The 25,526-nt window shown below is 65.6% G+C and carries 25 protein-coding genes; 12 read left to right on the forward strand and 13 right to left on the reverse strand.

What is annotated here, in order from left to right; translation table 11 throughout:
* Window positions 1-32: 32 nt before the first annotated feature.
* Complete coding sequence (gene miaA / locus AC3FOF_RS00295; RefSeq protein WP_488725675.1) at window positions 33-989, reverse strand: tRNA (adenosine(37)-N6)-dimethylallyltransferase MiaA; 957 nt, start codon at window positions 987-989, stop codon at window positions 33-35.
* A gap of 57 nt (window positions 990-1,046) precedes the next feature.
* The gene (gene mutL / locus AC3FOF_RS00300) at window positions 1,047-3,077 is read right to left on the reverse strand and encodes a DNA mismatch repair endonuclease MutL (protein WP_276269263.1); all 2,031 of its coding nucleotides are present in this window, start codon (window positions 3,075-3,077) and stop codon (window positions 1,047-1,049) included.
* 169 nt (window positions 3,078-3,246) lie between these two features.
* Between mutL and AC3FOF_RS00305 the strand changes: the two genes are divergently transcribed.
* Entirely contained in the window at window positions 3,247-3,888 is a 642-nt protein-coding gene (locus AC3FOF_RS00305; RefSeq protein ID WP_488725676.1) for a VTT domain-containing protein, read from the forward strand.
* A 51-nt stretch (window positions 3,889-3,939) separates the two neighbouring features.
* Here the strand turns inward: AC3FOF_RS00305 and AC3FOF_RS00310 are convergent, their stop codons facing one another.
* A complete protein-coding gene (locus AC3FOF_RS00310; RefSeq protein ID WP_017229653.1) occupies window positions 3,940-4,788 on the reverse strand; it encodes a SirB1 family protein in 849 nt (282 codons plus the stop codon).
* A 228-nt stretch (window positions 4,789-5,016) separates the two neighbouring features.
* Window positions 5,017-6,570, reverse strand: a complete 1,554-nt coding sequence (murJ, locus tag AC3FOF_RS00315; RefSeq protein WP_017229654.1) for a murein biosynthesis integral membrane protein MurJ — start codon at window positions 6,568-6,570, stop codon at window positions 5,017-5,019.
* A gap of 368 nt (window positions 6,571-6,938) precedes the next feature.
* Here murJ and rpsT point away from each other — a divergent pair, with 368 nt between their 5' ends.
* Complete coding sequence (gene rpsT, locus AC3FOF_RS00320) at window positions 6,939-7,205, forward strand: 30S ribosomal protein S20 (RefSeq protein ID WP_006157537.1); 267 nt, start codon at window positions 6,939-6,941, stop codon at window positions 7,203-7,205.
* A 207-nt stretch (window positions 7,206-7,412) separates the two neighbouring features.
* Here the strand turns inward: rpsT and AC3FOF_RS00325 are convergent, their stop codons facing one another.
* Window positions 7,413-7,712: a DUF3579 domain-containing protein gene (locus AC3FOF_RS00325; protein WP_017229655.1), complete on the reverse strand. Its 300-nt coding sequence runs from the start codon at window positions 7,710-7,712 to the stop codon at window positions 7,413-7,415.
* 398 nt (window positions 7,713-8,110) lie between these two features.
* On the opposite strand from AC3FOF_RS00325, the gene argF reads away from it, so the two are divergent.
* From argF to ppnP, 3 genes are all read left to right on the forward strand, one after another.
* Window positions 8,111-9,034: an ornithine carbamoyltransferase gene (gene argF / locus AC3FOF_RS00330; protein WP_017229656.1), complete on the forward strand. Its 924-nt coding sequence runs from the start codon at window positions 8,111-8,113 to the stop codon at window positions 9,032-9,034.
* A 195-nt stretch (window positions 9,035-9,229) separates the two neighbouring features.
* Window positions 9,230-10,459: an argininosuccinate synthase gene (locus AC3FOF_RS00335; protein WP_017229657.1), complete on the forward strand. Its 1,230-nt coding sequence runs from the start codon at window positions 9,230-9,232 to the stop codon at window positions 10,457-10,459.
* 157 nt (window positions 10,460-10,616) lie between these two features.
* The gene (gene ppnP, locus AC3FOF_RS00340) at window positions 10,617-10,928 is read left to right on the forward strand and encodes a pyrimidine/purine nucleoside phosphorylase (RefSeq protein WP_017229658.1); all 312 of its coding nucleotides are present in this window, start codon (window positions 10,617-10,619) and stop codon (window positions 10,926-10,928) included.
* Between the two features lie 33 nt (window positions 10,929-10,961).
* On the opposite strand, the gene murB is transcribed toward ppnP, so the two are convergent.
* Window positions 10,962-11,978: a UDP-N-acetylmuramate dehydrogenase gene (gene murB / locus AC3FOF_RS00345; RefSeq protein ID WP_488725496.1), complete on the reverse strand. Its 1,017-nt coding sequence runs from the start codon at window positions 11,976-11,978 to the stop codon at window positions 10,962-10,964.
* Between the two features lie 154 nt (window positions 11,979-12,132).
* On the opposite strand from murB, the gene AC3FOF_RS00350 reads away from it, so the two are divergent.
* Window positions 12,133-12,618 carry a YajQ family cyclic di-GMP-binding protein gene (locus AC3FOF_RS00350; protein ID WP_017229660.1) on the forward strand — a complete coding sequence of 162 codons (486 nt, stop codon included), beginning with the start codon at window positions 12,133-12,135 and terminating at the stop codon, window positions 12,616-12,618.
* A gap of 48 nt (window positions 12,619-12,666) precedes the next feature.
* Here AC3FOF_RS00350 and AC3FOF_RS00355 read toward each other — a convergent pair whose 3' ends face one another.
* From AC3FOF_RS00355 to AC3FOF_RS00365, 3 genes are all read right to left on the reverse strand, one after another.
* Complete coding sequence (locus tag AC3FOF_RS00355) at window positions 12,667-13,116, reverse strand: DUF192 domain-containing protein (protein ID WP_276268173.1); 450 nt, start codon at window positions 13,114-13,116, stop codon at window positions 12,667-12,669.
* 193 nt (window positions 13,117-13,309) lie between these two features.
* Window positions 13,310-13,525 (reverse strand): hypothetical protein, encoded by a 216-nt coding sequence (locus AC3FOF_RS00360; protein ID WP_017229662.1) that lies wholly within the window; start codon window positions 13,523-13,525, stop codon window positions 13,310-13,312.
* Between the two features lie 105 nt (window positions 13,526-13,630).
* A complete protein-coding gene (locus AC3FOF_RS00365; RefSeq protein ID WP_035815729.1) occupies window positions 13,631-14,305 on the reverse strand; it encodes a pseudouridine synthase in 675 nt (224 codons plus the stop codon).
* A 319-nt stretch (window positions 14,306-14,624) separates the two neighbouring features.
* Between AC3FOF_RS00365 and icd the strand changes: the two genes are divergently transcribed.
* Complete coding sequence (gene icd / locus AC3FOF_RS00370) at window positions 14,625-15,875, forward strand: NADP-dependent isocitrate dehydrogenase (RefSeq protein WP_017229664.1); 1,251 nt, start codon at window positions 14,625-14,627, stop codon at window positions 15,873-15,875.
* Between the two features lie 601 nt (window positions 15,876-16,476).
* Here icd and AC3FOF_RS00375 read toward each other — a convergent pair.
* Window positions 16,477-16,683 (reverse strand): cold-shock protein, encoded by a 207-nt coding sequence (locus tag AC3FOF_RS00375; protein WP_017229665.1) that lies wholly within the window; start codon window positions 16,681-16,683, stop codon window positions 16,477-16,479.
* A 500-nt stretch (window positions 16,684-17,183) separates the two neighbouring features.
* Between AC3FOF_RS00375 and clpS the strand changes: the two genes are divergently transcribed.
* The 4 genes from clpS to AC3FOF_RS00395 all read left to right on the forward strand — a co-directional run bounded on the left by clpS (window position 17,184) and on the right by AC3FOF_RS00395 (window position 21,828).
* Window positions 17,184-17,510, forward strand: a complete 327-nt coding sequence (clpS, locus tag AC3FOF_RS00380; RefSeq protein ID WP_006157525.1) for an ATP-dependent Clp protease adapter ClpS — start codon at window positions 17,184-17,186, stop codon at window positions 17,508-17,510.
* Window positions 17,507-19,801 (forward strand): ATP-dependent Clp protease ATP-binding subunit ClpA, encoded by a 2,295-nt coding sequence (clpA, locus tag AC3FOF_RS00385; RefSeq protein WP_017229667.1) that lies wholly within the window; start codon window positions 17,507-17,509, stop codon window positions 19,799-19,801. Before clpS ends, clpA begins: the two co-directional genes overlap by 4 nt.
* Window positions 19,802-19,957: 156 nt before the next feature.
* Entirely contained in the window at window positions 19,958-20,971 is a 1,014-nt protein-coding gene (locus AC3FOF_RS00390; protein WP_035815730.1) for a Bug family tripartite tricarboxylate transporter substrate binding protein, read from the forward strand.
* A 14-nt stretch (window positions 20,972-20,985) separates the two neighbouring features.
* Window positions 20,986-21,828, forward strand: coding sequence for a VOC family protein (locus AC3FOF_RS00395; RefSeq protein WP_276268176.1), 843 nt, complete (start codon window positions 20,986-20,988; stop codon window positions 21,826-21,828).
* Between the two features lie 19 nt (window positions 21,829-21,847).
* On the opposite strand, the gene dut is transcribed toward AC3FOF_RS00395, so the two are convergent.
* The 3 genes from dut to coaBC all read right to left on the reverse strand — a co-directional run bounded on the left by dut (window position 21,848) and on the right by coaBC (window position 24,750).
* Entirely contained in the window at window positions 21,848-22,348 is a 501-nt protein-coding gene (gene dut, locus AC3FOF_RS00400) for a dUTP diphosphatase (protein WP_488725497.1), read from the reverse strand.
* Window positions 22,349-22,472: 124 nt separating this feature from the next.
* Window positions 22,473-23,495 carry an LLM class flavin-dependent oxidoreductase gene (locus tag AC3FOF_RS00405; RefSeq protein ID WP_488725498.1) on the reverse strand — a complete coding sequence of 341 codons (1,023 nt, stop codon included), beginning with the start codon at window positions 23,493-23,495 and terminating at the stop codon, window positions 22,473-22,475.
* Window positions 23,496-23,553: 58 nt separating this feature from the next.
* A complete protein-coding gene (gene coaBC, locus AC3FOF_RS00410) occupies window positions 23,554-24,750 on the reverse strand; it encodes a bifunctional phosphopantothenoylcysteine decarboxylase/phosphopantothenate--cysteine ligase CoaBC (protein ID WP_017227129.1) in 1,197 nt (398 codons plus the stop codon).
* Window positions 24,751-24,921: 171 nt separating this feature from the next.
* Here coaBC and AC3FOF_RS00415 point away from each other — a divergent pair, with 171 nt between their 5' ends.
* Window positions 24,922-25,509 (forward strand): YdcF family protein, encoded by a 588-nt coding sequence (locus AC3FOF_RS00415; RefSeq protein ID WP_488725499.1) that lies wholly within the window; start codon window positions 24,922-24,924, stop codon window positions 25,507-25,509.
* Window positions 25,510-25,526 lie beyond the last annotated feature (17 nt).

Below are 25,526 nucleotides of genomic sequence, written 5' to 3' on the forward strand. Positions count from 1 at the left end.
TCGCCTATCCGTCACATCCCGCCATGGCGCCGCTACGCCTGCCCGATCCTTGCCAGCCGCGCCACCTGCGCGGCATAGCCTGCTGCCAGGCAGTCCACCACCTCGCGTTCCGGCGTGCTGCGCAGCCAGGTCAGCTGGCGCTTGCAGAGCTGGCGGGTGGCCGCCAGGCCGCGTTCGCGCATGGTGGCGAAGTCGGTCTCGCCGTCGAGGTATTCCCACACCTGGCGGTAGCCGACGCAGCGGATCGAAGGCAGCGTGGGCTGCAGGTCGCCGCGCGCGCGCAGCCGTTCCACTTCCTCGATCAAGCCGCCGGACAGCATGGCGTCGTAGCGGGTGGCGATGCGCGCGTGCAGCACCGCGCGGTCTGACGGCTCCAGCGCGATCACGCGATAGCGGCGATCGGCGGCGCCGGCAAAGGTGCGCTCGTCGGCCTGCCGCGCCAGCAGCGCGGACATCGGCTGGCCGGTCAGGCGGTGGATCTCCAGCGCGCGCTGGATGCGCTGGGCATCGTTGGGCGCCAGCCGCGCCGCCGTGACCGGGTCGGCTTGCGCCAGCATCGCGTGCAACGCCGGCCAGCCGCGTTGCGCGGCCAGTGCGTCGAGCTCCGCGCGCACGGCCGGGTCGGCCTGCGGCAGATCGTTCAGGCCCTGGGTCAGCGCCTTGTAGTACAGCATGGTGCCGCCGACGATCAGCGGTTCGCGGCCGCGCGAACGGATATCGGCGATCAGCCGCTCGGCGTCGGTCACGAACTGGGCGGCCGAGTAGCTGTCCGCCGGGTCGATGATGTCGATCAGGTGGTGCGGCACCGCGGCCAGTTCGGCCGGCGAGGGTTTGGCGGTGCCGATGTCCATCTCGCGGTAGACCAGTGCCGAGTCCAGGCTGATGATCTCGATCGGCGCCTGCGCGGCCAGCGCCAGCGCCGCGGCGGTCTTGCCAGAGGCGGTGGGGCCGAGCAGGCAGACCACCGGCGCGTGGGCCGGTGCGGTCAAGGAAGCGGTAGTGGTCAAGGCAATGGGATGATAAAGCGGGTCAGGCCATGGCCGGGCTTACTGCCCGCGCAGGAACAGGCGGTCGAGCTCGGCCACCGACAACTGCACCCAGGTGGGCCGGCCGTGGTTGCACTGGTCGGCGCGCTCGGTCTGTTCCATCTGGCGCAGCAGCGCGTTCATTTCTTCCACGGTGAGCTTGCGGTTGGCGCGCACCGCGCTGTGGCAGGCCAGCGTGGCCAGCAGTTCGTTCTGGCGCTCGACCAGCACGCGCGAGCCACCGAAGGCCTGCAGGTCGCGCAGCACGTCGCGCGCCAGCGCTTCGGTGTCGGCTTGCTTGAGCAGGGCCGGGATGGCGCGTATCGCCAGCGTGGTGGGCGAGACCGGGGCGATGTCGAAGCCGAGCAGGGCAAGGGTTTCCTGGTGTTCCTCCGCGGCGCCGATTTCCACCGGGCTGGCGGTCAGCGTGACCGGGATCAGCAGCGGTTGCACCGCGAGCTCGCGTGCCTCGAGCGCGGTCTTGATCTGCTCGTACAGGATACGCTCGTGGGCCGCGTGCATATCCACCAGCACCAGGCCGCGCGCGTTCTGCGCCAGCACATAGATGCCGTGCAGCTGCGCGATGGCATAGCCCAGCGGGTTGGCGTCGTCTTCGGCGAATTCCTGCCGGGGCAGCTGTTCGAGCAGGCCGGGCGGGTCGTTCTCGCGCGCGGCCTGCGCATCGGCCAGCCAGGCCGGGGGCGTGCTGCCGGGGCCGGTGGCCGGGGAGCGGGAGAAGCCATTTGCGGTTGCCCCGGCTGCCGGCTGGATTGCGTCGCGCATCATGCCGAGGTAGGCCTGCCGCGGCTGGGCGATGCCGAGTTCGGTCTGGCGCGCGGCGGCGCTGTAATCGACCCACGGGCGAGCGCCGGCATTGGGGCCGCCTGTGCCACCGGCGCCAGCGGTCCTGCCCGAGCCGCCGAAGCCGCCCGATCCGCCAGGCCTGCCGGCGCTCCCGAAGCCGCTGGTGCCAGAGGCACCAGCCGGGGCGGGCGCGTCATCGGCGTCCGGGCTGGTATGCAGGCTGTCGCCCTGTTCGCCGGCCTGGCGCGCCAGGCAGCGCTGCACGGCGTGGTAGACGAACTGGTGCACCCCGCGCGATTCGCGGAAGCGCACCTCGATCTTGGACGGGTGCACGTTCACGTCCACCATCTCCGGCGGCAGGTCCAGGCACAGCACATAGGAGGGGAAACGGTCGCCGTGCAGCACGTCCTGGTAGGCGCTGCGCACCGCGTGGGTGAGCAGCTTATCGCGCACGTAACGGCCGTTGACGAAGAAGAACTGCTGGTCGGGGCGGCCGCGCGACGCCGTGGGCAGCCCGGCGAACCCATACAGGTGCAGGTCGCCGGCCTCTTCGTCCAGCGCCAGGCGGGCCCGCGCGAACTCGGCGCCGAGCACCTGGCCGGTGCGCGTGGCGACGTCGCCCGCGTTCCAGTGCTCCATCGGCTTGCCGTTGTGGTGCACCGAGATGGCCACGTCCGGGCGTGCCAGCGCCGCGCGCCGCACCATCTCCAGGCAGTGGCCGAACTCGGTTTGTTCCGATTTGAGGAACTTTCGGCGCGCCGGCGTGTTGAAGTACAGGTGCTGCACGTCGACGGTGGTCCCGACGCCGCCCGAGGCAGGCTGCACGCTGCCGGTGTCGGCGACGACCTGCATGGCATGGGAGTCGCCGGCGGTGCGGCTGGTCAGCGTCAGCTCGGAGACCGAGGCGATCGAGGCCAGGGCCTCGCCGCGGAAACCCAGCGTCAGCACCGCTTCCAGTTCGTCCAGCGAGGCGATCTTGCTGGTGGCGTGGCGCATCAGCGCGACCGGCAGTTCCGCGGCCGGGATGCCGCAGCCGTTGTCGGCGATCACGATCCGGCGCACGCCGCCTTCTTCCAGGCGGATATTGAGCTGGGTGGCACCGGCGTCGAGGGCGTTTTCAAGCAGTTCCTTGACCACGGAGGCGGGACGCTCCACCACCTCGCCGGCCGCGATCTGGCTGATCAGCTGGTCGGGCAGGGGGCGGATGGGACGGAGCGGCTGAGCGGGGTGCGAGGCTTGGGCGGGCATGGACGGAATTATACGTGGGTGCATCGCCTGGGCTCCGCGCATCCGGTGCGCGCTGGCGGCCCAATGGCCCAATAAGGTGACTTTGGCGTCAGCCCGGTCTTGTATGATGTCGGCTGAATTGAGAACTTAGAATTTCGAATCTAGAACGGGGATCGAATTGGATATCGTATTGCAGTTTCTCGACATGCTGCTGCACGTCGACAAATACCTAGGCACCGTCATCCAGAACTACGGCGCGTGGGTCTATGCCATTCTCTTTGCCATCGTCTTCGCGGAGACCGGCCTGGTGGTGCTGCCCTTCCTTCCAGGGGATTCGCTGCTGTTCATCGCCGGCGCCTTCTGCGCCACGGGCCATATGAACGAATGGGTGCTGGTCGGCATGCTGCTGGTGGCGGCCATCGGCGGCAATACGGTCAACTATCTGGTGGGCAGCTGGGTGGGCCCCAAGGTGTTCGACGGCCATTGGCGCTTCCTGGACCAGCAGGCGCTGCGCAAGACCCACAATTTCTATGAGCGCCACGGCGGCAAGACGCTGGTCATGGCCCGCTTCCTGCCGATCGTGCGCACCTTCGCGCCCTTCGTTGCCGGGGTGTCGCAGATGACCTTCGCCAAGTTCCAGCTGTTCAACGTGCTTGGCGCGGCCGCCTGGGTCCTGGGCCTGGTGTTCGCCGGCTATTTCTTCGGCAACCTGCCTTTCATCAAGCAGTACCTGAACCTGATCGTGCTGGCGGGCATCGGCGCGGCCATCGTGCCGCTGATGCTGGGCGGGCTGTGGAAACTCGTGCGCGGCGGCAAGCGCCGTACTTCCTGAGGCAGGCGGGCGGGGCTGGCGCGGCGGTAGCCGCGACAGCCCCGCCGGCGATCAGCTCACGCTGCGGCTCATCATGCGCAGTGCGGGCATGCGGTCCCGGATCTGGGTGGTGTCGGCGGCATCCGGGCGCGCCATCACATAGGCTTCCAGGTCGGCCAGCGCCGGCCGGAAGCACTCCAGGTTGGCATAGGCCAGCCCCCGGTCGCGCACTTCCTCGATCGAGCCCGGCAGCAGGATCACCAGCCGGTTCTGCACCCCCAGCAAGCGCTGCCAGCGCGACTCCTGCAGATAGATCGACTTGAGGTTGCGCAGCACGCGCGCCACGATCTCGCGGTGGCTTGCCACCTGCAGGAACAGGCCTAGCGGCACTTCGTTGGGGTCGGCAATGCCCTCGCGCTCCAGGTGCGGGTCGAGCATCTCCTGCAACTGCTCCTTCGACAGCGTCTCGCCGGTGAGCGGGTCCACCACGACCTCGCCGGCGGGAATCGACATCCGCACCAGGAAATGATTGGGGAAGGACACGCCCTTGAGCGGCAGGCCGATCTGCTGGCCCAGTTCCATATAGAGGACCGCCAGCGAGATCGGAATACCGCGCCGCTGCTTGAGCACGACGTTCAGGTAAGAGTTGTCGGGGTCGTAATAATCGTTCGCGTTGGCGCCGAAGCCGAGGTCGCGGTAGAAGAAATGGTTGAGCAGGCGCATGCGCTGGATGGCCGGCGTGCCCTCTGCGACACGGCGCTTCAGGCGTACCGCGAGCATGTCGAGCGTGGCGAGCTCGGCCTGCAGGTCCAGGTCCGGGTAGGCATCCTGGGCGATCGAAAGCACGGTCTCGGTAAGCGGGATACCGTCCTCGTCTGCCACGAGACTGGCAAAGTATTCCAGGACTTTCGTGGTTGTCATTGCGGCTTTCCTGATTGCGGCTTGGCGGCTGTTCCGAATGGGCGCGGGCGGCGCGGCGCGCGCGCCCGGACGGTGCATTGCTTGCGTCCGTGGCCGCGTGCCTGGGCGGAACCGCCTTGCTTCATTCTGGCACAACCCTCAATTACCTTGACCCTGCACCGCGCGCTGCCGCACCTTTGCCCGGCGCCACAGGGGCGCCGGCCGGAAGTATCGGCAGGCGGGGGCCTCTTAGCCGGCTCTCCGCTTGAAAGCGGAGTATCTCAGCCCCATGAGCCACAGTGTACCGAAGTAGACGACCGCCGCAAGTACCAGGCACGAAGCCAGCAGCGCGACCCGCAGCAGCGGCGTGGCGCCCAGGCCGACCCAGTCGAAGCTGCGGGCGAACCAGAGCAGCATGCCAGCCAGCAGCAGCACGGCCGTCAGCAACTGGGCCAGGAACAGCGGCCAGCCCTTTGCCGGCTTGTAGAAGCCGCGCTTGCGCAGGCCCAGGAACAGCAGCAGCGCGTTGACGGTGGCGCCGAAACTGATCGACAGCGCCAGGCCGGCATGGCCGAAGCGCGGCACGAAGACGTAGTTGGACAACTGCGTGATCACCAGCACCAGCAGGGCGATCTTGACCGGTGTGCGGATGTCCTGGCGCGCATAGAAGCCGGGCGCCAGGATCTTGATCAGGATCAGGCCGAGCAGGCCGGTGCCGTAGGAGACCAGCGCCTGCCGGGTCATCTCTACCGCATGGGCGTCGAACTTGCCGTAGTTGAACAGCACGGCGGTCAGCGGCGCGCCGAAGACGAACAGCCCGACCGCGCACGGTACGGCCAGCAGGAAGGTCAGGCGCAGGCCCCAGTCGAGCAGGCCGGAATACTCGGCGCGGTTCTCCTCGGCGCTGGCTTTCGACAGGCTTGGCAGCAGGATGGTGCCCAGCGCCACGCCCAGCAGCGCGGTCGGGAATTCCATCAGGCGGTCGGCATAGGTCAGGTAGGACACGCTGCCGGCGGCCAGCCGGGAGGCGATATTGGTATTGATGATCAGGCTGATCTGCGCCACCGAAACCGCCAGCAGGGCCGGCGCCATCTGGCGTATCACGCGGCGCACGCCCGGCTCCGACCACGCCGCGCGCAGGTTGAAGCGCAGGCGCGGCATCACGCCCAGGTGCTTGAGCGCAGGGATCTGCACCGCCAGTTGCAGGATGCCGCCCACCAGCACGCCCCAGGCCTGCGCGTAGATCGGCTGCGCGAGGTGCGGCCCGACAAACAGCGCGGCAAGGATCAGGCAGAGATTGAGCAGCACCGGCGTGAAGGCAGGCATGGCGAAGCGGCGCCAGGTATTGAGGATGCCGGAAGCCAGCGCCACCAGCGAGATCAGCCCGATGTAGGGAAACATCACGCGGGTCATGAAGACCGCGGCGTCGTAGGTCTCGCCGCCATGCTGGCGGAAGCCTGTGGCGACCACGACCATCACCAGTGGCGCACCGATCACGCCAAGCAGCGACACGCCCATCAGGACCCAGGTCATGACCGTGGCGACGGCGTCGATCAGCGCCCGCGTCTCGGTCTCGCCGCGCTTGCTGTGATACTCGCCAAGGATCGGCACGAAGGCCTGCGAGAACGCACCCTCGCCGAAGATGCGGCGCAGCAGGTTGGGGATGCGGAACGCCACGTTGAAGGCGTCGGTCATGTCCGAGGCGCCGAAGGCGCGGGCGATCAGGATCTCGCGGATAAGGCCGGTGATGCGCGACAGCATCGTCAGGCTGCTGATGGTGGCGAGCGCTTTAAGCAGGTTCAAGATGGGTCGGCGGCAAGGGGAGGCGGCGGCGGCGTGCGTCTTGCCGCCAGTACGAACCCGGGTCAGACGCCGGGCACGCGCCAAAGTTGCATCGGGGCCACGCAAGTCGGGGCCGGTGTGGCGCGTATTATACGGACAGCCCCCGCTGCCGGCCGTGTATCGTCCTTTGCGTCACCCGCCTGACATGAAACGCGTCCCAGCTTGCCACCCGCTTTTTCTTGTGTGTATAATTGCCGATTCACAAGGCTAGTTGCGTTCCGGATTCGTGTGCCAGTGCATCCCGGGTCGCTTGATGTGCACTTAATTGTGTCCGTGGTTGCGTTCTTGCATCCGTAGGGCACGCATCTGAATTCAGGAAATCTACTTAAATGGCAAATTCCGCACAAGCTCGCAAGCGCGCGCGCCAAGCCGTCGCCCAGAACGCCCACAACTCCAGCCTGCGTTCGCGTCTGCGTACCGCTGTCAAGGCTGTTCGCAAGGCGATCGAAGCCGGCGACAAGGCTGCCGCTGCCGAGATCTTCAAGAACTCGCAATCGATCATCGACGCTATCGCCGACAAGAAGATCGTGCACAAGAACAAGGCTGCACGCCACAAGTCGCGCCTGTCGTCGGCCATCAAGTCGATGGCTGCCTGATAGCGGCTGCCGGCGCCGGGCGATACGCCAGGCGCCTTCCGGCTGCATGCCGGCCGTCGGTAGTCGGCTGGCAGGGTAAATCGCTTCGCGGTGGTTTGCCTGAAAAAAAGCTCGTCATTTGACGAGCTTTTTTGTTTTCGCGTGCGCGATCGCTTCCCGGGAGCGGCGGGGCGATGCGCCGGATGCCGCGGCATCCGGCGTGCCGGCTTAGTCCAGGGAGCAGGCCTCGACCAGTTGCAGGTTGTTGTCCCGGGCGAAGTTGAGCACGAAGTCCAGTGCCTTGGGCTCGATGTCGCGCAACCGCACATCGACCACCACGCTCTTCACGCCACCGGCCATCACGGGCCGCACGTAAGGCGAATATGTGATGCGGGGGTCGCCAGTGTCGCCTTCGGGTCGGAATTGCGCCATCACGCCGCACAGTCGTTCAGCCCAGTCGCTTGGGCGGAAGGTCTTGCCTTCCTTGGTAATGCCTTGGATGAAATATTCGCGAACTGTGGGATTCATGAGACTGCGGGGGATAAGACGGGTGACTCGACGGTAAACCCGCCAGACTGACTAAACGGGAGCCCGTTTGACGCGGCCAGGAAACGTTTGGTTCGTTTCATTTTCGGCCGTGGCGGCGGGTACCTCGGTGTCGGCGGGGGCACTTTTGATGCCGGCAGCGGGCGGTAGCATGGGTATGCCGGGCCCCGCGTGAATCAGCCAGTATTATATCTTATATAAGACTCGCGCATAAGCCTCCCTGCCTGACGAGGTGCCGCACAGGCTCGCCAAAGCAACAATAATCCCTTATGATTCTTACAGTTAAATTGCGTAAGCGACGCGAAAGGCGGCTCCGCGGCATGGTCAGGCCATGAACCCTTCATGGCGGCCAGCCACCACCGAGCCGCCTTCTTTGTTTTATGAGCCCAACTTCGATCAAGCATTACCTCCAGTTCAGCGACCTGACTCCCGACGAGTATGAGTACCTGCTGGACCGCGCGCGGATTCTGAAGGCCAAGTTCAAGAATTACGAGACATGGCACCCGTTGCACGACCGCACGTTGTCCATGATCTTCGAGAAAAACTCGACCCGCACGCGCCTGTCGTTCGAGGCCGGCATCCACCAGCTGGGTGGCCATGCCGTATTCCTCAATACCCGCGACTCCCAGCTCGGGCGCGGCGAGCCGATCGAGGATGCGGCGCAGGTGATATCGCGCATGGTCGACATCATCATGATCCGCACCTTCGGCCAGGACATCATCGAGCGGTTTGCCGCGCATTCGCGCGTGCCGGTGATCAACGGGCTGACCAACGAATACCATCCCTGCCAGGTACTGGCCGATGTCTTCACCTATATCGAGCAGCGTGGCAGCATCCGCGGCAAGACGGTGGCATGGATCGGCGACGCCAACAATATGGCCTATACCTGGATCCAGGCGGCCGAACGCCTTGGCTTCACCTTCCATTTCTCGGCGCCGCCGGGCTATCAGCTCGATCCGGCCATGGTGCCGGCGTCGGCGGCGGGCCTGGTCAAGGTGTTCGACGATCCGCTGGCGGCCTGTCAGGGCGCCGACCTCGTCACCACCGACGTGTGGACCAGCATGGGCTACGAGGCCGAGAACGACGTGCGCAAGCGTGCCTTCCAGAACTGGATGGTGACCACGGCCATGATGGACCGCGCCAATCCCGACGCGCTCTTCATGCATTGCCTGCCCGCCCACCGCGGCGAGGAAGTCGAGGCGGCTGTCATCGACGGCCCCAAGAGCGTAGTGTGGGAAGAGGCAGAGAACCGTCTGCACGTGCAAAAGGCCCTGATGGAGTTCCTGCTCTGCGGGCGCTACTGATCCTGCTTGTCGGCGCCACGCTTGGCGCACATATGGCGCGCCAAACCGGCGCCCGCAGGCCGACCGAGGACAGCCTGCAGGCGGCAAGTGCCGCCCAAGCCGGGGCGAACGTGTCAAAATAGCGATTTTCCCGCATTCTTTTTCGCGTGTCCGGCGTCAGTACCGGCCGCGCTTACTTTGCGCATCGAGTCGAACATGAGCGATATCAAGAAAGTCGTGCTCGCCTATTCCGGCGGGCTGGACACTTCGGTGATCCTGAAGTGGCTGCAAGACACCTATCAATGCGAGGTGGTCACCTTTACCGCCGACATCGGCCAGGGCGAGGAACTCGAACCTGCCCGCCAGAAGGCGCTCAAGTTCGGCATCAAGCCGGAGAACATCTTTATCGACGACCTGCGCGAAGAATTCGTGCGCGACTTCGTCTTCCCGATGTTCCGTGCCAATGCCGTCTATGAAGGCGAATACCTGCTGGGCACCTCGATCGCGCGTCCGCTGATCGCCAAGCGCCAGATCGAGATCCTGCGCAGCACCGGGGCCGACGCCGTGTCGCATGGCGCCACCGGCAAGGGCAACGACCAGGTCCGCTTCGAACTGGGCTACTACGGCCTGGAGCCAGGCGTGAAGGTCATCGCCCCGTGGCGCGAGTGGGACCTGCTGTCGCGCGAGAAGCTGCTGGCCTATGCAGAAAAGGCCGGCATCGAAATCGACATGAAGCACAAGAAGGGCGGCGCTCCCTACTCGATGGACGCCAACCTGCTGCATATCTCCTTCGAAGGCCGTCACCTGGAAGACCCCAAGGCCGAGGCCGAGGAAGACATGTGGCGCTGGACCGTGTCGCCGGAGAACGCACCGGACGCGGCCGAGTACCTGGACATCGAGTTCGAGGGCGGCGACATCGTCGGCCTGAACGGCAAGCGCATGACCCCGGCCGAAGTACTGACCGAGCTGAACCGCCTGGGCGGCAAGCACGGCATCGGCCGCCTGGACCTGGTGGAAAACCGCTACGTCGGCATGAAGAGCCGCGGCTGCTACGAAACCCCCGGCGGCACCATCATCCTGAAGGCCCATCGCGCCATCGAGTCGATCACGCTCGACCGCGAAGTGGCCCACCTGAAGGACGACCTGATGCCGCGCTACGCCAGCCTGATCTATAACGGCTACTGGTGGAGCCCGGAGCGCCGCGCGCTGCAGGTGCTGATCGACCACACCCAGGCCAAGGTCAACGGCTGGGTGCGCGTCAAGCTGTACAAGGGCAACGTGATCGTGGCCGGCCGCGATTCCAAGGACACGCTGTTCGACAAGACCATCGCGACCTTCGACGACGACGGCGGCGCCTACAACCAGGCCGACGCCGGCGGTTTCATCAAGCTGAACGCGCTGCGCATGCGCATCGCCGAGAACGCACGCCGCCAGCGCGGCGAGTGAGGCGGGCCTCCCGGTTCCGGCTCGTTTCGGGCCTGGGCCGGGTAGTCAGCAGGAAGAGGGGCCGTCACGGCCCCTTTTTTTTGCGCCGCGCCGCCATTCAGAAGATCCGGAATTCCAGCTTCCAGGCATCAAGAACCAAGCATCAAGGAGAAAAAGCATGAGTCAGTTCGACAATGTATCCGTCGTCAAGAAAGCCAACCTCTACTTCGACGGCAAGTGCGTGAGCCACACTGTGCTGTTCCCGGACGGCACCCGCAAGACGCTGGGCGTGATTTTCCCCGCCGCGCTGACGTTCAACACCGGCGCCCCGGAAATCATGGAAATCAATGCCGGCGTGTGCCGCGTGAAGCTGGCTGGCGAAGACCAGTGGAATACCTATGGCGCCGGCCAGCAGTTCAACGTGCCCGGCGACAGCAGCTTCGATATCGAAGTGACGGAAACGCTGGACTACGTCTGCCACTTCGCCTGAGCACGGTGCAGGGCGACGGCCCGCGCGCGTGGTCTAAAGCACCACGGGCTCGGGCTCGATGCGCACGCCGAAACGGGCTTGTACCGCGTCGGCGATGCGGCGCGCCAGCGCCAGCAATTCCTGGCCGGTGCCGCCGCCGTGGTGCACCAGCACCAGGGCCTGCTTGCCATAGACGCCGACCGGGCCGTCGCTCACCCCCTTGAAGCCGCACTGGTCGATCAGCCAGCCGGCGGCCAGCTTGTAGCTGCCATCGGATTGGGCATGGCTGACCAGGTTGGGGTATCGCGCCAGCAGCGCGTCGCGCTGGCCCGCGTCAACCACCGGATTCTTGAAGAAGCTGCCGGCATTGCCCACCTGTGCCGGATCGGGCAGCTTGCGCGAGCGGATCGCGATCACCGCATCACGGATGCGGTCCGCCGTGGGCGTGGCCGTTGTATCCTGCACCAGCTCGCGCGCCAGTTCCACATAGCCGAGCACCGGCTGCCAGGGTGAGGGCAGCCGCAGCGTGACCGCGGTGATGATGTAGCGGTCCCGGCCTTCGCGCTTGAACAGGCTGTCGCGGTACGCGAACCGGCATTGTTCCAGCGACAGGTGGACGAAGCCGCCGCTGTAGCGGTCGAACGCGCGCAGGCTGTCGAAGCGCTCGCGCAGTTCCACGCCGTAGGCGCCAATATTCTGGATGGGCGCGGCGCCGGCAGTGCCGGGAATCAGGGCCAGGTTTTCCAGGCCGGGCATGCCGTCCGCGATGGTGCGGCAGACCAGCGCATGCCAGTTCTCGCCGGCGCCAGCGGTCACCAGGAAAGCCTCGTTCGCGGCGGCGACCGCATAGCCCGGGATTTCCATCAACAGCACCAGGGCGTCCAGGTCCTGCGTCAGGACCACATTGCTGCCACCGCCCAGTACAACCAGGGGGAGGTTTTGCGCGCGCGGATCCGCCAGCGCGGCCTGCAGGTCGCTTTCGCTGCGCACATGCACCGCAAAGCGCGCGCGGACGTCGAATCCGAATGTATTGTGGCGACGCAGGGGATAAAATTCGTGGAAATCTGCCATGCAAGGAAAAGGTGAGGCGGCCGCCGTGGTCGACGGCACCGGACTGCAGGGTAGGCTGGATTATACGTAAGCGCCGCCGGCAGCCGGCGCGCGCCCGGTACAGGCAACAAAGCAACAAGCAACAAGCAACACGCAGCAAGACAAGGAGAATGCAATGCCGTCGTTTGACGTAGTGTGCGAAGCGAATATGATCGAGGTGAAGAACGCGGTCGAGCAGGCCAACAAGGAAATCTCGACCCGTTTCGACTTCAAGGGCTCGGATGCGCGGGTCGAGCACAAGGAAAATGAGCTCACCGCCTTTGCCGACGATGACTTCAAGCTCGGCCAGGTCAAGGACGTGCTGATCGGCAAGATGGCCAAGCGCAATGTCGACGTGCGCTTTCTCGACTACGGCAAGACCGAGCGCATCGGCGGCGACAAGGTCAAGCAGGTCATCACCATCAAGAAGGGTGTCACCGGCGACCTGTCCAAGAAAATCGTCAAGATGATCAAGGACAGCAAGATCAAGGTGCAAGCCAGCATCCAGGGCGATGCCGTGCGCGTGTCGGGCACCAAGCGGGACGACCTGCAGAGCGTGATCGCGCTGCTGCGCAAGGACGTTGCCGAAGCACCGCTGGACTTCAACAACTTCCGCGACTGATCTGGCCGCCGCAATCGGGCGTGGCGGCCGTGCCGCCGCGCCTGGTCTTCAGCGTGGCTGCGGCAGCCCGCCGATCTTCGCGCCGGCCTTGAGCCCCTTCTGCGCGAACCATCCCTTGTTCATCTCCAGCGCATAGCGCACCGCCGCGCGCGGGCAATGGTTGTCCTCGGTCTGGGGCGCCATATCCTCGATATTGACAATGGCGCCGTCATCGGCCAGGAAGGCGATCGACAGCGGCAGGTCGGTATTCTTCATCCAGAAGCAGTGGCCGGCCTTTTCCTCGAACACGAACAGCATGCCCTCGTTGGCAGGCATGGTCTTGCGATACATCAGGCCAAGCTCGCGGGATTCGGGCGTGGCGGCGATTTCCGCCTTGATGGCGTACATGCCTGCGGTCAGTTGCCTGACCGGCAGGCTGGCCTGGGCCTGGGCGAACGCGGAGCTCAGGGCGGCGACGGCGCAGCCGCCCGCGAGCAGATTCTTGATGACAGGGCGCATGGAGGAGGAGGGCGAATGACGGGTTCGGAACAGCCGCCAGCATAGCGCAGCTGCAAGCGCAGCGGCGCCCGCAAAGTGTTTCGCTGCGTTGCGGCGTGTTTGCAAACACCATGCGCAGGCAACAAAAAAGGCAGGCGCCTCGCCGGCAGCCTGCCTTGCGTGCCAGCCAAATGGCCGGCCTGCCTGCAAAGAATTACTTCGTTGCAGCTTCTGCACCGGAAGCAGCAGCGGCTGCCTTCTTGTGCGCGTGCTTCTTGTGGTGCTTCTTCTTGGCGGCCGGCTTGGCAGCCGGCGCTTCTGCTGCTGCGGGTGCTGCAGCGGCTGCCGGTGCTGCCGGTGCCGAAGCGGCTTGGGCGAAAGCGCCGGTGGCGAACAGGCCGGCAACGAGAGCAGCGATCAGTTTGTTCATGCTTATTTACCTCGGGAGGTGAGTCGTTTCTGAAGAGAGTGACCCGTATGCGACGTGTCAGTGTCAAAAACGAAACGGAGCGGCGAGGGGTTGACTCACGACATGTTAATTTTTGTAACTTCTTTTGGGCTGCCGCTTGTGACGCTGATTTCGCGGACCATCTGCGGCATTCGGTCGCATGCCATTCCGGATGGAAGCCTGCTCCGGCAACGCTGCGCCTTCCAGCCCGAGCGCCGCGGGCGCGATTTCGCACCACTGCCCGGGCGCAAGTCCCAGCGTGCGCAGATCGAGCGCGCCGATCCGAACGCGCACCAGGCGCAAGGTCGGGAAGCCCACGGCCGCCGTCATGCGCCGTACCTGCCGATTCTTCCCTTCGCGGATCTCCAGTTCGAGCCATTGGGTAGGAATGGCTGCGCGAAAACGCACCGGCGGCTGGCGCGGCCACAGGAAGTCCGGTTCATCGATGCGTTGCGCGCGTGCCGGCAGTGTGCGGAAGTCTCCGAGATCGACGCCATCGCGCAGGCGCGCCAGCGCATTTTCGTCCGGCACGTTTTCCACCTGCGCCAGATAGGTCTTGGGCAGCTTGTGATGCGGATCGGCGATGCGTGCCTGCAGCGCGCCGTCGTCGGTCAGCAGCAGCAGGCCCTCGCTGTCGGCATCGAGCCGTCCCGCCGGATATATGCCGGGCATCGCCACGCAGTCGGCGAGGGTCGGGCGCGTCGGGTGCGCGGAGAACTGGCTCATGGTGCCGAAGGGTTTGTTCAGGGCAATCAGCGTCATTGGGAGGGGGCGGATATCGGGCGGTAGCGCTGGCAGCCGCGCCATTCAAGGGCGCCAGTATGCCGCAGCCGGCGGGGGCCGGCAGTCCCGCCAGGATGGCGGATCATGAAATTTTGCTGCATAATACGAAACAGTCTTGTGTCTTATATAAGACTGAATGCGCTTGACGCGTGTCCGGGTCCGGGCAAGCCTCGCATGTTGCGGTGCAGTACCGTGACTGCGCCGATCCCCGCTAAAATGCCCGCGCGCCACCCCAATCTCGCCGTCTGGTCACGAACCCGGCGGCTCGTTGCGAACCCCGTTCCGTACTGGAGACGTCATGTATCAACACATCAAGGTTCCGGCCGGCGAAAAGATCACGGTCAACCAGGATTTTTCGCTGAATGTTCCGGACAATCCGATCATTCCTTTCATCGAAGGCGACGGTACGGGACTGGACATCACCCCGGTGATGATCAAGGTGGTCGATGCCGCGGTGGCCAAGGCCTACGCCGGCAAGCGCAAGATCTCCTGGATGGAGATCTACGCAGGCGAGAAGTCGACCAAGGTCTACGGCCCGGACGTGTGGCTGCCCGAGGAGACCCTGGAGGTCCTGAAGGAATACGTGGTGTCGATCAAGGGTCCGCTGACCACGCCGGTCGGCGGCGGCATCCGCTCGCTGAACGTGGCGCTGCGCCAGCAGCTGGACCTGTACGTCTGCCTGCGGCCGGTGGCCTACTTCAAGGGCGTACCCTCGCCGGTGCGCGAGCCGCAAAAGATCGACATGGTGATCTTCCGCGAGAACTCGGAAGACATCTACGCCGGCATCGAGTGGGAAGCGGAAAGCGACCAGGCCAAGAAGCTGATCGCCTTCCTGCAGAACGAAATGGGCGTGAAGAAGATCCGTTTCCCGGATACCTCGGGCATCGGCGTCAAGCCGGTTTCCAAGCAAGGTACGAAGCGCCTGGTGCGCAAGGCCATCCAGTACGCGATCGACAACGACAAGCCGTCGGTGACCATCGTGCACAAGGGCAACATCATGAAGTTCACCGAAGGTGGCTTCCGTGACTGGGCCTACGAGCTGGCGCAGCAGGAATTCGGCGCCGAGCTGATCGATGGCGGCCCGTGGTGCAAGTTCAAGAACCCGAAGACCGGCCGCGAAATCGTGATCAAGGACGCCATCGCCGATGCCTTCCTGCAGCAGATCCTGCTGCGCCCGGCCGAGTATTCGGTGATCGCCACGCTGAACCTGAACGGCGACTACATCTCCGACGCGCTGGCCGCGCAGGTCGGCGGCATCGGCATCGCCCCGGGCGCCAACCTGTCCGACTCCGTGGCCATGTTCGAAGCCACCCACGGCACCGCACCGAAGTACGCCGGCAAGGACTACGTGAACCCGGGTTCCGAGATCCTCTCCGCCGAAATGATGCTGCGCCACATGGGTTGGACCGAAGCCGCCGACCTGATCATTTCGTCGATGGAGAAGTCCATCCTGTCGAAGAAGGTCACCTATGACTTCGCCCGCCTGCTGGAAGGCGCGACGCAGGTGTCGTGCTCGGGCTTTGGGCAGGTGATGATCGAAAACATGTGATCCTTGCCCCCCGACGTCGCGGCCTGATCGCTCAGGCGGCGATGCGCGGCGTGGCAACGAGCCCCCGGGCTTCCGCAAGGAGGCCCGGGGGCTTTTCATTGGGGCGGGTCCTGGACCGCGGAGGCCCTTTGAGGCGACGGTCGCACCGCCCCAGTCCTTGGCGGCATTCGCCTTCGACAGATCATGTAGTGATTGAGGCACTTCATGCTGCGTGGCATGGTGTGCTGGCGCTCGGGCCGTGCGGAGGCAATGGAAGATGCCGATACCCCGACATGGACTTGTCCAAGACAGCCAGAACGGCGCAAGAACCTGCCAAAACAAAGGGGAAAGCGACCGGGAGTCAGCGGAGAAGCGGATTGGCAGGCCAAGGTACCGGCCGCGAGCAGGCAAACAAAAAGCCCGGCATTGACCTGACCGGGCTTTTTGTCGGATGCGCTACGTGCTGCTGTTCAGTCTGCTGGTCCGGGCATGGACACGCTGGCTGTCAAAGCCAGGCCATGCCCTGGGGGCGGCAGGCCGATCCCGTTCCGGGGATGATTCCCCCGCATCCTGTCGTGGCCGCCTCAAGCTCTGCCGGCTGGTGCGGCCGCACGCCTTGTCCTCAGGCGCCGTCCTGGATATTGGTGGCTTGTTTGCCCTTGGGACCCTGGATGATTTCGAAGGACACGCGCTGACCCTCTTTCAGGGTCTTGAAGCCACTCATCTGGATGGCCGAAAAGTGCGCAAACAGTTCTTCTTCGCCGTCGTCCGGCTTGATGAATCCAAAGCCCTTGGCGTCATTGAACCATTTGACGATACCGCTTGCCATAAACTCCCCCAACGAAAAAAGCACGATACGAGCGGGGGAAGGCGCCGCGGCCAGCCGGGTGCCCGGAGCCGGTCCATGCCCTCCAGCCCGGTAGGACCGGGCCGGGCACAATGGCACGACTTTGCGGGCACCGCCTGGCGGCCAGTTTGATATGCTGACTCGCCGCCGCCGGATTCGTGGGCCTCCCTGCTCACGGATCACCCAGGTCCGGATTATTGCTTGGCTCGCGTAACCAGACGTGAATGTGCAATCGATTCTTCTGTCAAACCAGCACACTGTCAAGTTGGCAGATTCCCCACTCCTGGTAGGGTGTGGCGCGAAAGGAACGGCGGTCGGTGGTATTTTGGCGGGGTGAGGGGCCGGGCAAGGCCGCGCGCCCCGCGAGCTGTAACCGGATGCATTCGGCATCTCCGGATTTTGGACGGTCGCTGCATCGGCCTCTTGAATCCGGTGTCTTTTCCCCAAATTGCAGAGTTGTGCGTAAGGGTTAGAATAAAGCCATGGCTACACGGCTGGCAAATGTCCCACAACGCGAAGCAGGCACCGTACTGGAGCGGAAAGAGCAGGCGCTCAAACCGCCCGCCATGTACAAGGTGTTGCTGCTGAATGACGACTTCACCCCGATGGAGTTCGTCGTGATGATCCTGCAGCAGTATTTCAGCAGGGACCGGGAGACGGCGACGCAGATCATGCTGACCGTCCACCGGGAAGGCAAGGGGGTCTGCGGTATCTATACCAGGGATATCGCGGCGACGAAGGTCGAGCTGGTGTCAACCCACGCACGGCAGGCGGGTCATCCGTTGCAGTGCGTGATGGAGGAAGCATGATTGCGCAAGAATTGGAAGTCAGCCTGCACATGGCGTTTGTTGAAGCCCGGCAGGCACGCCACGAGTTCATCACCGTGGAGCACCTGCTACTGGCGTTGCTTGACAACCCTACGGCAGCGGAAGTCTTGCGCGCCTGCGCAGCCAATATCGAGGACCTGCGCACCAGTCTGAAGAATTTCATCGCGGACAACACGCCCGTGGTGCCTGGCACCGACGAGGTGGATACCCAGCCCACGCTGGGGTTCCAGCGCGTCATCCAGCGCGCCATCATGCATGTCCAGTCCACTTCCAACGGCAAGAAGGAAGTGACTGGCGCCAATGTCCTGGTGGCGATCTTCGGCGAGAAGGACTCGCATGCGGTGTACTACCTCCAGCAGCAGGGCGTGACGCGGCTGGACGTGGTCAACTTCATCAGCCATGGCATCCGCAAGGACCAGGCCGAGCCCGCCAAGCATGGCGACGGCGCGGCCGAGGGCGAAGGCGGCGATGGCAAGGAAAGCCCGCTCGAGCAGTTCACCCAGAACCTGAACACGCTGGCCCGTGCCGGCAAGATCGATCCGCTGATCGGCCGCGAGAGCGAGGTCGAGCGGGTGGTCCAGGTACTGTGCCGCCGGCGCAAGAACAACCCGCTGCTGGTGGGCGAGGCCGGGGTCGGCAAGACCGCGATCGCCGAGGGCCTGGCCTGGCGCATCACCAAGAACGAAGTGCCCGACATCCTCGAAAAGGCGGTTGTGTACTCGCTCGACATGGGCGCCCTGCTGGCAGGCACCAAGTACCGCGGCGATTTCGAGCAGCGCCTGAAGGGCGTGCTCAAGTCGCTCAAGGACAATCCGAACGCGATCCTGTTCATTGACGAGATCCACACGCTGATCGGCGCGGGCGCCGCTTCGGGCGGCACGCTCGACGCGAGCAACCTGCTCAAGCCTGCGCTGTCCTCGGGACAGCTCAAGTGCATCGGCGCCACCACCTTCACTGAATACCGCGGTATCTTCGAGAAAGACGCGGCTTTGTCGCGCCGTTTCCAGAAAATCGACGTGGTGGAGCCATCGGTGGACCAGACCGTGCAGATCCTGCGCGGCCTGAAGTCGCGTTTCGAGGAGCACCATGGCGTCAAGTACGCTGCGGCGGCACTGACCGCGGCGGCCGAACTGTCGGCACGCTTCATCACTGACCGCCACCTGCCCGACAAGGCCATCGATGTGATCGACGAGGCCGGTGCGGCCCAGCGCATCCTGCCCAAGTCGAAGCAGAAGAAAACCATCGGCAAGGGCGAGATCGAGGATATCGTCTCGCGTATCGCCCGCATTCCGCCGCAGAGCGTCAACCAGGACGACCGCAGCAAGCTGCAGACCCTGGACCGCGACCTGAAGTCCGTGGTGTTCGGCCAGGATCCGGCCATCGAGGCGCTGGCTTCGGCCATCAAGATGTCGCGCGCCGGCCTGGGCAAGACTGACAAGCCGATCGGCTCCTTCCTGTTCTCCGGCCCGACCGGGGTGGGCAAGACCGAAGTCGCCAAGCAGCTCGCCTTCATCATGGGCATCGAACTGCTGCGCTTCGACATGTCCGAATACATGGAGCGCCATGCGGTGAGCCGGCTGATCGGCGCGCCGCCGGGATACGTCGGCTTCGACCAGGGTGGCCTGCTGACCGAGGCCGTCACCAAGAAGCCGCACTGCGTGCTGCTGCTGGACGAAATCGAGAAGGCGCATCCGGATATCTTCAATATCCTGCTGCAGGTGATGGACCATGGCGCGCTGACCGACAACAACGGCCGCCGCGCCGACTTCCGCAACGTGATCATCATCATGACCACCAACGCGGGAGCGGAAACCATGAACCGCGCCACCATTGGCTTCACCTCGACGCGGGAGCAGGGCGACGAGATGGCCGACATCAAGCGCATGTTCACGCCGGAGTTCCGCAATCGTCTCGACGCCATGATCAGCTTCCGCTCGCTGGACGAGGAGATCATCCTGCGCGTGGTCGACAAGTTCCTGATGCAGCTCGAGGAGCAACTGCACGAGAAGAAGGTGGAAGCCAACTTCAGCGACAGGCTGCGCAAGTTCCTGGCGAAGAAGGGCTTCGATCCGCTGATGGGCGCGCGGCCGATGCAGCGCCTGATCCAGGACCTGATCCGCAAGGCGCTGGCCGACGAACTGCTGTTCGGCAAGCTGGTATCGGGTGGCAAGGTGGTGGTCGATCTCGACGAGCAGGACCAGATCAAACTGGACTTCGCCGAGGCTGCCGCCGAACCGCCGGAATCGCCGGAGAACGAAAAGGCGGAAGTCTAGGCGCGGGAGGGGCACGAGTGCCGGCGGCAGCTCTGCTGGCCTGCATTTCGTGCTATCCTCGGGCAAAATACAGGGCGGCAGCGATGCCGCCCTTTTTGTATTGGACGGGCGCGGTTGCCGCTGCTGCTGTATGCCCGCCATTCGCCCGAGTACCCGATGTCCCGACCTGAATGCACGCGGCTGCGCCGCCTGCTGCTCAAATCGCTGCCGCTTGGCGCGATGCCCATGATTTCCACGCCTTGCCTGGCTGCCCTGGGTGGCGATGCCACGGCGAGCGGTGCTGGCCGCACGATCGCCATGGTGTTGCCGTTCCCGCCCGGGGGCAGCGTCGATATCGTTGCCCGCCAGTTGCAGCCCGGCCTCAAGGGCGCGCTTGGCCAGACGGTGGTGATCGACAACAAGCCCGGTGCCGGCGGCCTGATCGCATCGGGTACGGTGGCCCGCGCGAAGCCGGATGGGAGCACCCTGCTGATGGCGTTCGATACCCATGCCATCAACCCGTTTGCCTACAAGCGCCTGCCGTACGACACGTTCCGCGATTTCACGCCGATCACGCAGTTGGTACGCTTCCCCCTGGTCATTGCCGCCAATCCTTCCCTGCCGGCGTCCAATGTGAAAGAACTGGTTGCCATGGCGCGGGAGAAGCCAGAGAGCATCCACTATGCGTCTTCCGGCATCGGCAGCCTCAACCAGCTCGCCGCCGAGGCGCTGGCGACCGAGGCCGGCGTGCGCCTTCTCCATGTTCCGTATAAAGGGGGCGGTCCGGCCGTGCAGGCGGTGCTGTCCAACGAAGTCGACGTATTTTTTTCCAGCTACGCGGCGGTGCAGGCACACGTGGCGGCCAAGACGGTCAAGTTGCTCGGCGTGACCGGCACGACCCGCCTGCGCCAGTTCCCGCAGCTGCCGACCGTGGCGGAGCAGGGCTACCGCGGTTTCGAGGCCTATTCCTGGATCGGCGTATTCGGCCCGGCCGGCCTGCCGGAGCCGACGGTGACACGCCTGCACGACGCACTGGTCCGTTCATTGCGGCAGCAGCGCGTGGTCGATGCGCTGGCCATGCAGGGGTTCGAGATCGTTGGCGGCAGCCCGGCCGAACTGGCCAGCCTGGTTCGGCGCGAGCACGACAAATGGCAGGCGGTGGCGCGCAAGGCAAATATTCAGTTCGATTGATGCGAGAGGTTGCGATGACGATGGAACCGCTAGACCACGCTGTAATGGTGTGTCCCGACCTTGACGCCGCGGCGCAAGCCTGGCGCAGGTTTGGCTTCACCTTGACGCCGCGCGGCCACCACTCGCTCGGATCGCAGAATCATTGCGTGATGCTGGCGCGCGACTATCTCGAGCTGCTGCATGTCACCGTGCCCAGCCCGACGCGGCGCTATTACTGGGACGCGCAGCAGGCCGGGGCCGGCTGTGCGGCGCTTTCCTGCAAGAGCGGCGACGCCTTCTCGGCCGCCGCGCAGTTGCGCGGCGGTGGCTGGCACACTTCGGACCCGATCGAGTTCTCGCGCCCGGTGCGTCTCGACGACGGCACGGAGCGTCCCGCAACCTTCCGCGTGACGGCGATCGACGATGCACCGGGTGCGCGCTTCTTCTTCTGCGAGCACCAGACGCCGGAGCTGCTATGGCGCCCCGAGTGGACCACGCACGCCAATGGCGCGACGGGCATTGCCACGATGTTCCTGGTGGTGGCGCCGGCACTCGTCGAGGCCGCCGGCCGCGCCTATGCCGAGCTCACCGGCGGCGAGATGACGCAGTTGAGCGATCACATCTGCAGCCTGGCACTGGACGGTGCCACGCTGGTGGTCACGACGCCCCAGGCGCTTGCCGCCGCGACCGGCACGGGGCACGTGCGCCGCGCCGTGCCTGGCTATGCGGCCATCCGCCTGCGCACTGGCGATCTCGCGGCGGCACGCGAAGGCTGGCGCGCGGCGTGCGTGGACGCGCTCGACCTGGGGCCCGGCGAGAGCCTGATTCCTGCCTCCGCTGCCGGCGGCGTGGCACTGCTGTTCGAACAGGCGCGCTGAGCGCGTCCTTGCCCTGGCCTCAGGCGCCGCTCTTGGCGTGATGCACGCCGGTGGAGCCGAAGCCGCCCGCGCCGCGCACGGTGTCTGCGGAGAAGTCTTCCACGGTCTTGAACACGGGCCGCAGCACCGGCACAAACATCATCTGCGCGATCCGCTCGCCCGGCTGGATCACGATCGGCTCGGTGCCGGGCGCGTTGCGGTTCCACACGCTCACCATGATCGGACCCTGGTAGTCGGCATCGATCACGCCGATCGAGTTGCCCAGCACCAGCCCCTTCTTGTGGCCCAGCCCCGAGCGCGGTGCGATGGTGGCCGCCATATAGGGGTTGCCCATGTGCACGGCAAAGCCGGCTGGCACCAGCTGCGCCGGTGTGCCGGCTTCGATGGTGAGCGGCGCGTCCAGGCAGGCGTGCAGGTCGATCGCTGCCGCCATATCGCTCTGGTAAGCCGGTAGGCCCCATTCGTACAGGCGTGCGTCGAGCACCTTGATTTCGACGGTCGGGTTGGCTTCGATGGTCATGGCTGGTCAGTCCCGGAAAGACAAAAAAGACAAAAAACGTTGGCAACCCGAGATGATAGCCGAGCGGGGCGCGGCGGCAGTCATTGCCGCCGGCCGTCCCTGCCGCGTCGAGAGCCCGGGGGGATCAGTCGCCCGACAGGTCGAAGGCTTGCGCCAGCAGCTCGTAGGTGCGCAGGCGCGCGGCATAGCTGGCGGTCACGCTCAGCACCACCAGTTCGTCGGCAAGGAAGCGCTCGCGCAGGGCCAGCATGCGCTGCGCCACTTGTTCGGGCGTGCCGCAGATGGTGCGCGGACGCTCGCGTTCGACGATCAGGCGGTCGCGTTCGGTTGGCTCGTGCTGCGCGGCCTGGGACAAGGACGGGATCGGGGCGTTCACGCCGTAGGCCATCTGCAGGCGGCGCAGGTCCACGGCGCGCTCCAGTTCCGCCGCTTCGGCCTCGCTGTCGGCGCAGATCACGAAGATGGCCGCAGCGCTGTAGGGCCGCTCGTCGTAGCCCGGCTCGAAATCGTTGCGGTACTGCTGCGCCACGGCATGGCCCGTATGCGGATTGATAAAGTGGGCAAAGGCAAAGCGCAACCCAAGCCGCGCCGCCAGGGCACCGCCGTAGTCGCTGGAGCCCAATACCCAAAGCTCGGGCCTGGTATCGATCTCGGGCTGCAGCACGACGCCCTCGGCGATATGGCCTGGCGGTACTTCGCCGCGCAGGAGCCAGGACAGGTCCTGCACCTGTTCGGCGAAGTGATCGCCGCGGTTGTACTGGCCCATGGCCACCGCCTGCGCGGTACGCATATCGCCGCCCGGCGCGCGTCCCACCCCGAGATCGATGCGCCCCGGGAACAGGCCCTCCAGCATGCGGAACTGCTCCGCCACTTTGAAGGGGCTGTAATAGGGCAGCATCACGCCGCCCGAGCCGAGCCGGATGCGCTGCGTGACGCTGCCCAGCCGGGCCAGCATGACTTCCGGCGCCGGGTTGCACACGCCACGCAGCCCGTGGTGCTCGGCGCACCAGTAGCGGGTGTAGCCGAGCCCGTCGGCGGCCTGCGCCAGCTCCACGGTGGCGGCCAGTGCGTCGCGCGCGGTGTGGCCGGCGATGACCGGGCTCTGGTCGAGCACCGAGAGGCGCAGTTTCGGTTGGCTTGCGGACATGTTCAGGGTTGGGGCCGGTTGAGGTTCTGTGGCGGCGGGGGCGCGAGCTGGCGCGGGTTCAGTGGCGCGCGGGCAGGCGCCGGGCGATGGCCGCCACCAGGTCGCGCGCCAGCGTCAGCTTGTCGGCGCGCGGCAGGCGGGTCATGCCCTGGGCATCGAACAGCACGATCTCGTTGTCGTCCATGCCGAAGGTATGGTGGCCGATATTGCCCACCAGCAACGGCACGTTCTTGCGCTGGCGTTTCTGCTCGCCGTATTGCTCGAGTTTTTCACTCTCGGCGGCAAAGCCCACGCAGTAGGGCGCCTCTGGCCGCGCTGCCACGGCGGCGAGGATGTCGGGGTTCTGCACGAAGCGCAGCGTGGGCGTATCGCTGTCGTTGGCCTTCTTCAGCTTCTGTCCGGCCACCTCGGCCGGGCGCCAGTCGGCCACCGCCGCCACGGCGATGAACACATCGGTGCCGGGCAGGCCCGCCATCACGGCATCATGCATCTGCTGCGCGCTTTCCACGTTGGTACGGGCGACGCCGCGGGGCGTGGGTTGTGCCGTCGGGCCGGCAATCAGGACCACATCCGCACCGGCTTCACGCGCGGCACGCGCGATGGCAAAGCCCATCTTGCCTGAGGAGCGGTTGGTGATGCCGCGTACCGGATCGATGGCTTCGAAGGTGGGGCCGGCCGTGATCACCACGCGCCGGCCTGCCAGCGGCTTGGGCTGGAAGAACGCGACGATATCGTCGAGCAGCTCCGACGGTTCCAGCATGCGGCCGTCGCCGACTTCGCCGCAGGCCTGGTCGCCGCTGCCCGGGCCCAGAACCGTTACGCCATCCGCGCGCAGTTGGGCGGCGTTGCGCTGGGTGGCGGGTGCCGACCACATCTGCAGGTTCATGGCGGGAGCCACCAGCAACGGGCAGTCGCGGGCGATGCACAGGGTGGTCAGGAGGTCATCGCACAGGCCATGCGCGAGCTTCGCGAGGAAATCGGTGGACGCCGGTGCGATCACGATGGCGTCGGCTTCGCGCGAGAGATCAATGTGGGCCATGTTGTTGCCCACGCGCGCGTCCCATTGGGAGGTGAAGACCGGCCGCCCGGAGAGTGCCTGCATGGTCACAGGCGTGATGAACCGGGTGGCGCCGTCGGTCATGACCACCTGCACGGTCGCGCCGGCCTTGGTCAGCAGGCGGACCAGTTCAGCCGATTTGTAGCAGGCGATGCCGCCGGTCAGGCCAAGGACGAGATGCTTGCCTCGCAGATCCATGGATATGCTCTTCGCTTGAGGGTTGTGGTCCGTGTGCCGCGGCAGGGGTTGCTATCGCCGCGCCGGAGAAACGTCAATAATACCGGCTTGCCCGCGCGCGCGTTGGCGGCGGCGTCGAACGTGGCGCGGTGCCGATCCGCCGTGCGTCCTTCCAACCCCGTCCCACTCCTTATGCCTGACCGCTTGCTGCGCCCGAAATCCCTCAAAGATCTGTTCTGCCTGGTGGGCGTCTGCGCCCTGCTCGTGCTGCTGGCCAGCGCTGTGCTGCTGGACAATGCCAAGGCCTGGCTGGCGCGTGAGAGCGTGCCGCCGCGGGCGGACTGGATCGTGGTGCTGGGCGGGGAGTCGGGTCAGCGCGTGATCGGCGCGGCGGAGCTGTATCACGCTGGCGTGGCGCCCTATGTGTTCGTCAGCGGGGGCGGGGACTGCATGCTGATCGTGCGGCGCCTGGCGATGACCGGGGTGCCGCGCGGGCGTATCGGCTATGAATGCCAGTCCGGCAGCACCATGGAAAACGCCCGCATGACGCGGGCGCAACTGGAGCGGTTCGCACCGCGCCGGGCGGTGCTGGTGACCAGTTGGTACCACACCGGCCGGGCCCTGAAGTCGTTCCGCCAGGCCTGGAGCGAAGTCGACTGGGGCACGCATGGCGTCTATCCCGGCGTCAGCCTGGGCAAGTCCCTGGTGCTTTACGAGGCGGGGGCCGTGCTCGCCGAGTACGTCAAGCGCGGCTGGTACATCCTGCGCTACAGGTACTGAGGCCGGTCACCGGCCGC

The organism is Cupriavidus sp. 96C5-1 (genome assembly GCF_057798855.1).

Coding starts and splice junctions, on each gene's coding strand:
- mutL (WP_276269263.1), bottom strand. CDS start 3,077: ATGCCCGCCCAAGCCTCGCACCCCGCTCAGCCGCTCCGTCCCATCCGC.
- AC3FOF_RS00310 (WP_017229653.1), bottom strand. CDS start 4,788: ATGACAACCACGAAAGTCCTGGAATACTTTGCCAGTCTCGTGGCAGAC.
- rpsT (WP_006157537.1), top strand. CDS start 6,939: ATGGCAAATTCCGCACAAGCTCGCAAGCGCGCGCGCCAAGCCGTCGCC.
- AC3FOF_RS00325 (WP_017229655.1), bottom strand. CDS start 7,712: ATGAATCCCACAGTTCGCGAATATTTCATCCAAGGCATTACCAAGGAA.
- argF (WP_017229656.1), top strand. CDS start 8,111: ATGAGCCCAACTTCGATCAAGCATTACCTCCAGTTCAGCGACCTGACT.
- AC3FOF_RS00335 (WP_017229657.1), top strand. CDS start 9,230: ATGAGCGATATCAAGAAAGTCGTGCTCGCCTATTCCGGCGGGCTGGAC.
- ppnP (WP_017229658.1), top strand. CDS start 10,617: ATGAGTCAGTTCGACAATGTATCCGTCGTCAAGAAAGCCAACCTCTAC.
- murB (WP_488725496.1), bottom strand. CDS start 11,978: ATGGCAGATTTCCACGAATTTTATCCCCTGCGTCGCCACAATACATTC.
- AC3FOF_RS00350 (WP_017229660.1), top strand. CDS start 12,133: ATGCCGTCGTTTGACGTAGTGTGCGAAGCGAATATGATCGAGGTGAAG.
- AC3FOF_RS00355 (WP_276268173.1), bottom strand. CDS start 13,116: ATGCGCCCTGTCATCAAGAATCTGCTCGCGGGCGGCTGCGCCGTCGCC.
- AC3FOF_RS00360 (WP_017229662.1), bottom strand. CDS start 13,525: ATGAACAAACTGATCGCTGCTCTCGTTGCCGGCCTGTTCGCCACCGGC.
- AC3FOF_RS00365 (WP_035815729.1), bottom strand. CDS start 14,305: ATGACGCTGATTGCCCTGAACAAACCCTTCGGCACCATGAGCCAGTTC.
- icd (WP_017229664.1), top strand. CDS start 14,625: ATGTATCAACACATCAAGGTTCCGGCCGGCGAAAAGATCACGGTCAAC.
- AC3FOF_RS00375 (WP_017229665.1), bottom strand. CDS start 16,683: ATGGCAAGCGGTATCGTCAAATGGTTCAATGACGCCAAGGGCTTTGGA.
- clpS (WP_006157525.1), top strand. CDS start 17,184: ATGGCTACACGGCTGGCAAATGTCCCACAACGCGAAGCAGGCACCGTA.
- clpA (WP_017229667.1), top strand. CDS start 17,507: ATGATTGCGCAAGAATTGGAAGTCAGCCTGCACATGGCGTTTGTTGAA.
- AC3FOF_RS00390 (WP_035815730.1), top strand. CDS start 19,958: ATGTCCCGACCTGAATGCACGCGGCTGCGCCGCCTGCTGCTCAAATCG.
- AC3FOF_RS00395 (WP_276268176.1), top strand. CDS start 20,986: ATGACGATGGAACCGCTAGACCACGCTGTAATGGTGTGTCCCGACCTT.
- dut (WP_488725497.1), bottom strand. CDS start 22,348: ATGACCATCGAAGCCAACCCGACCGTCGAAATCAAGGTGCTCGACGCA.
- AC3FOF_RS00405 (WP_488725498.1), bottom strand. CDS start 23,495: ATGTCCGCAAGCCAACCGAAACTGCGCCTCTCGGTGCTCGACCAGAGC.
- coaBC (WP_017227129.1), bottom strand. CDS start 24,750: ATGGATCTGCGAGGCAAGCATCTCGTCCTTGGCCTGACCGGCGGCATC.
- AC3FOF_RS00415 (WP_488725499.1), top strand. CDS start 24,922: ATGCCTGACCGCTTGCTGCGCCCGAAATCCCTCAAAGATCTGTTCTGC.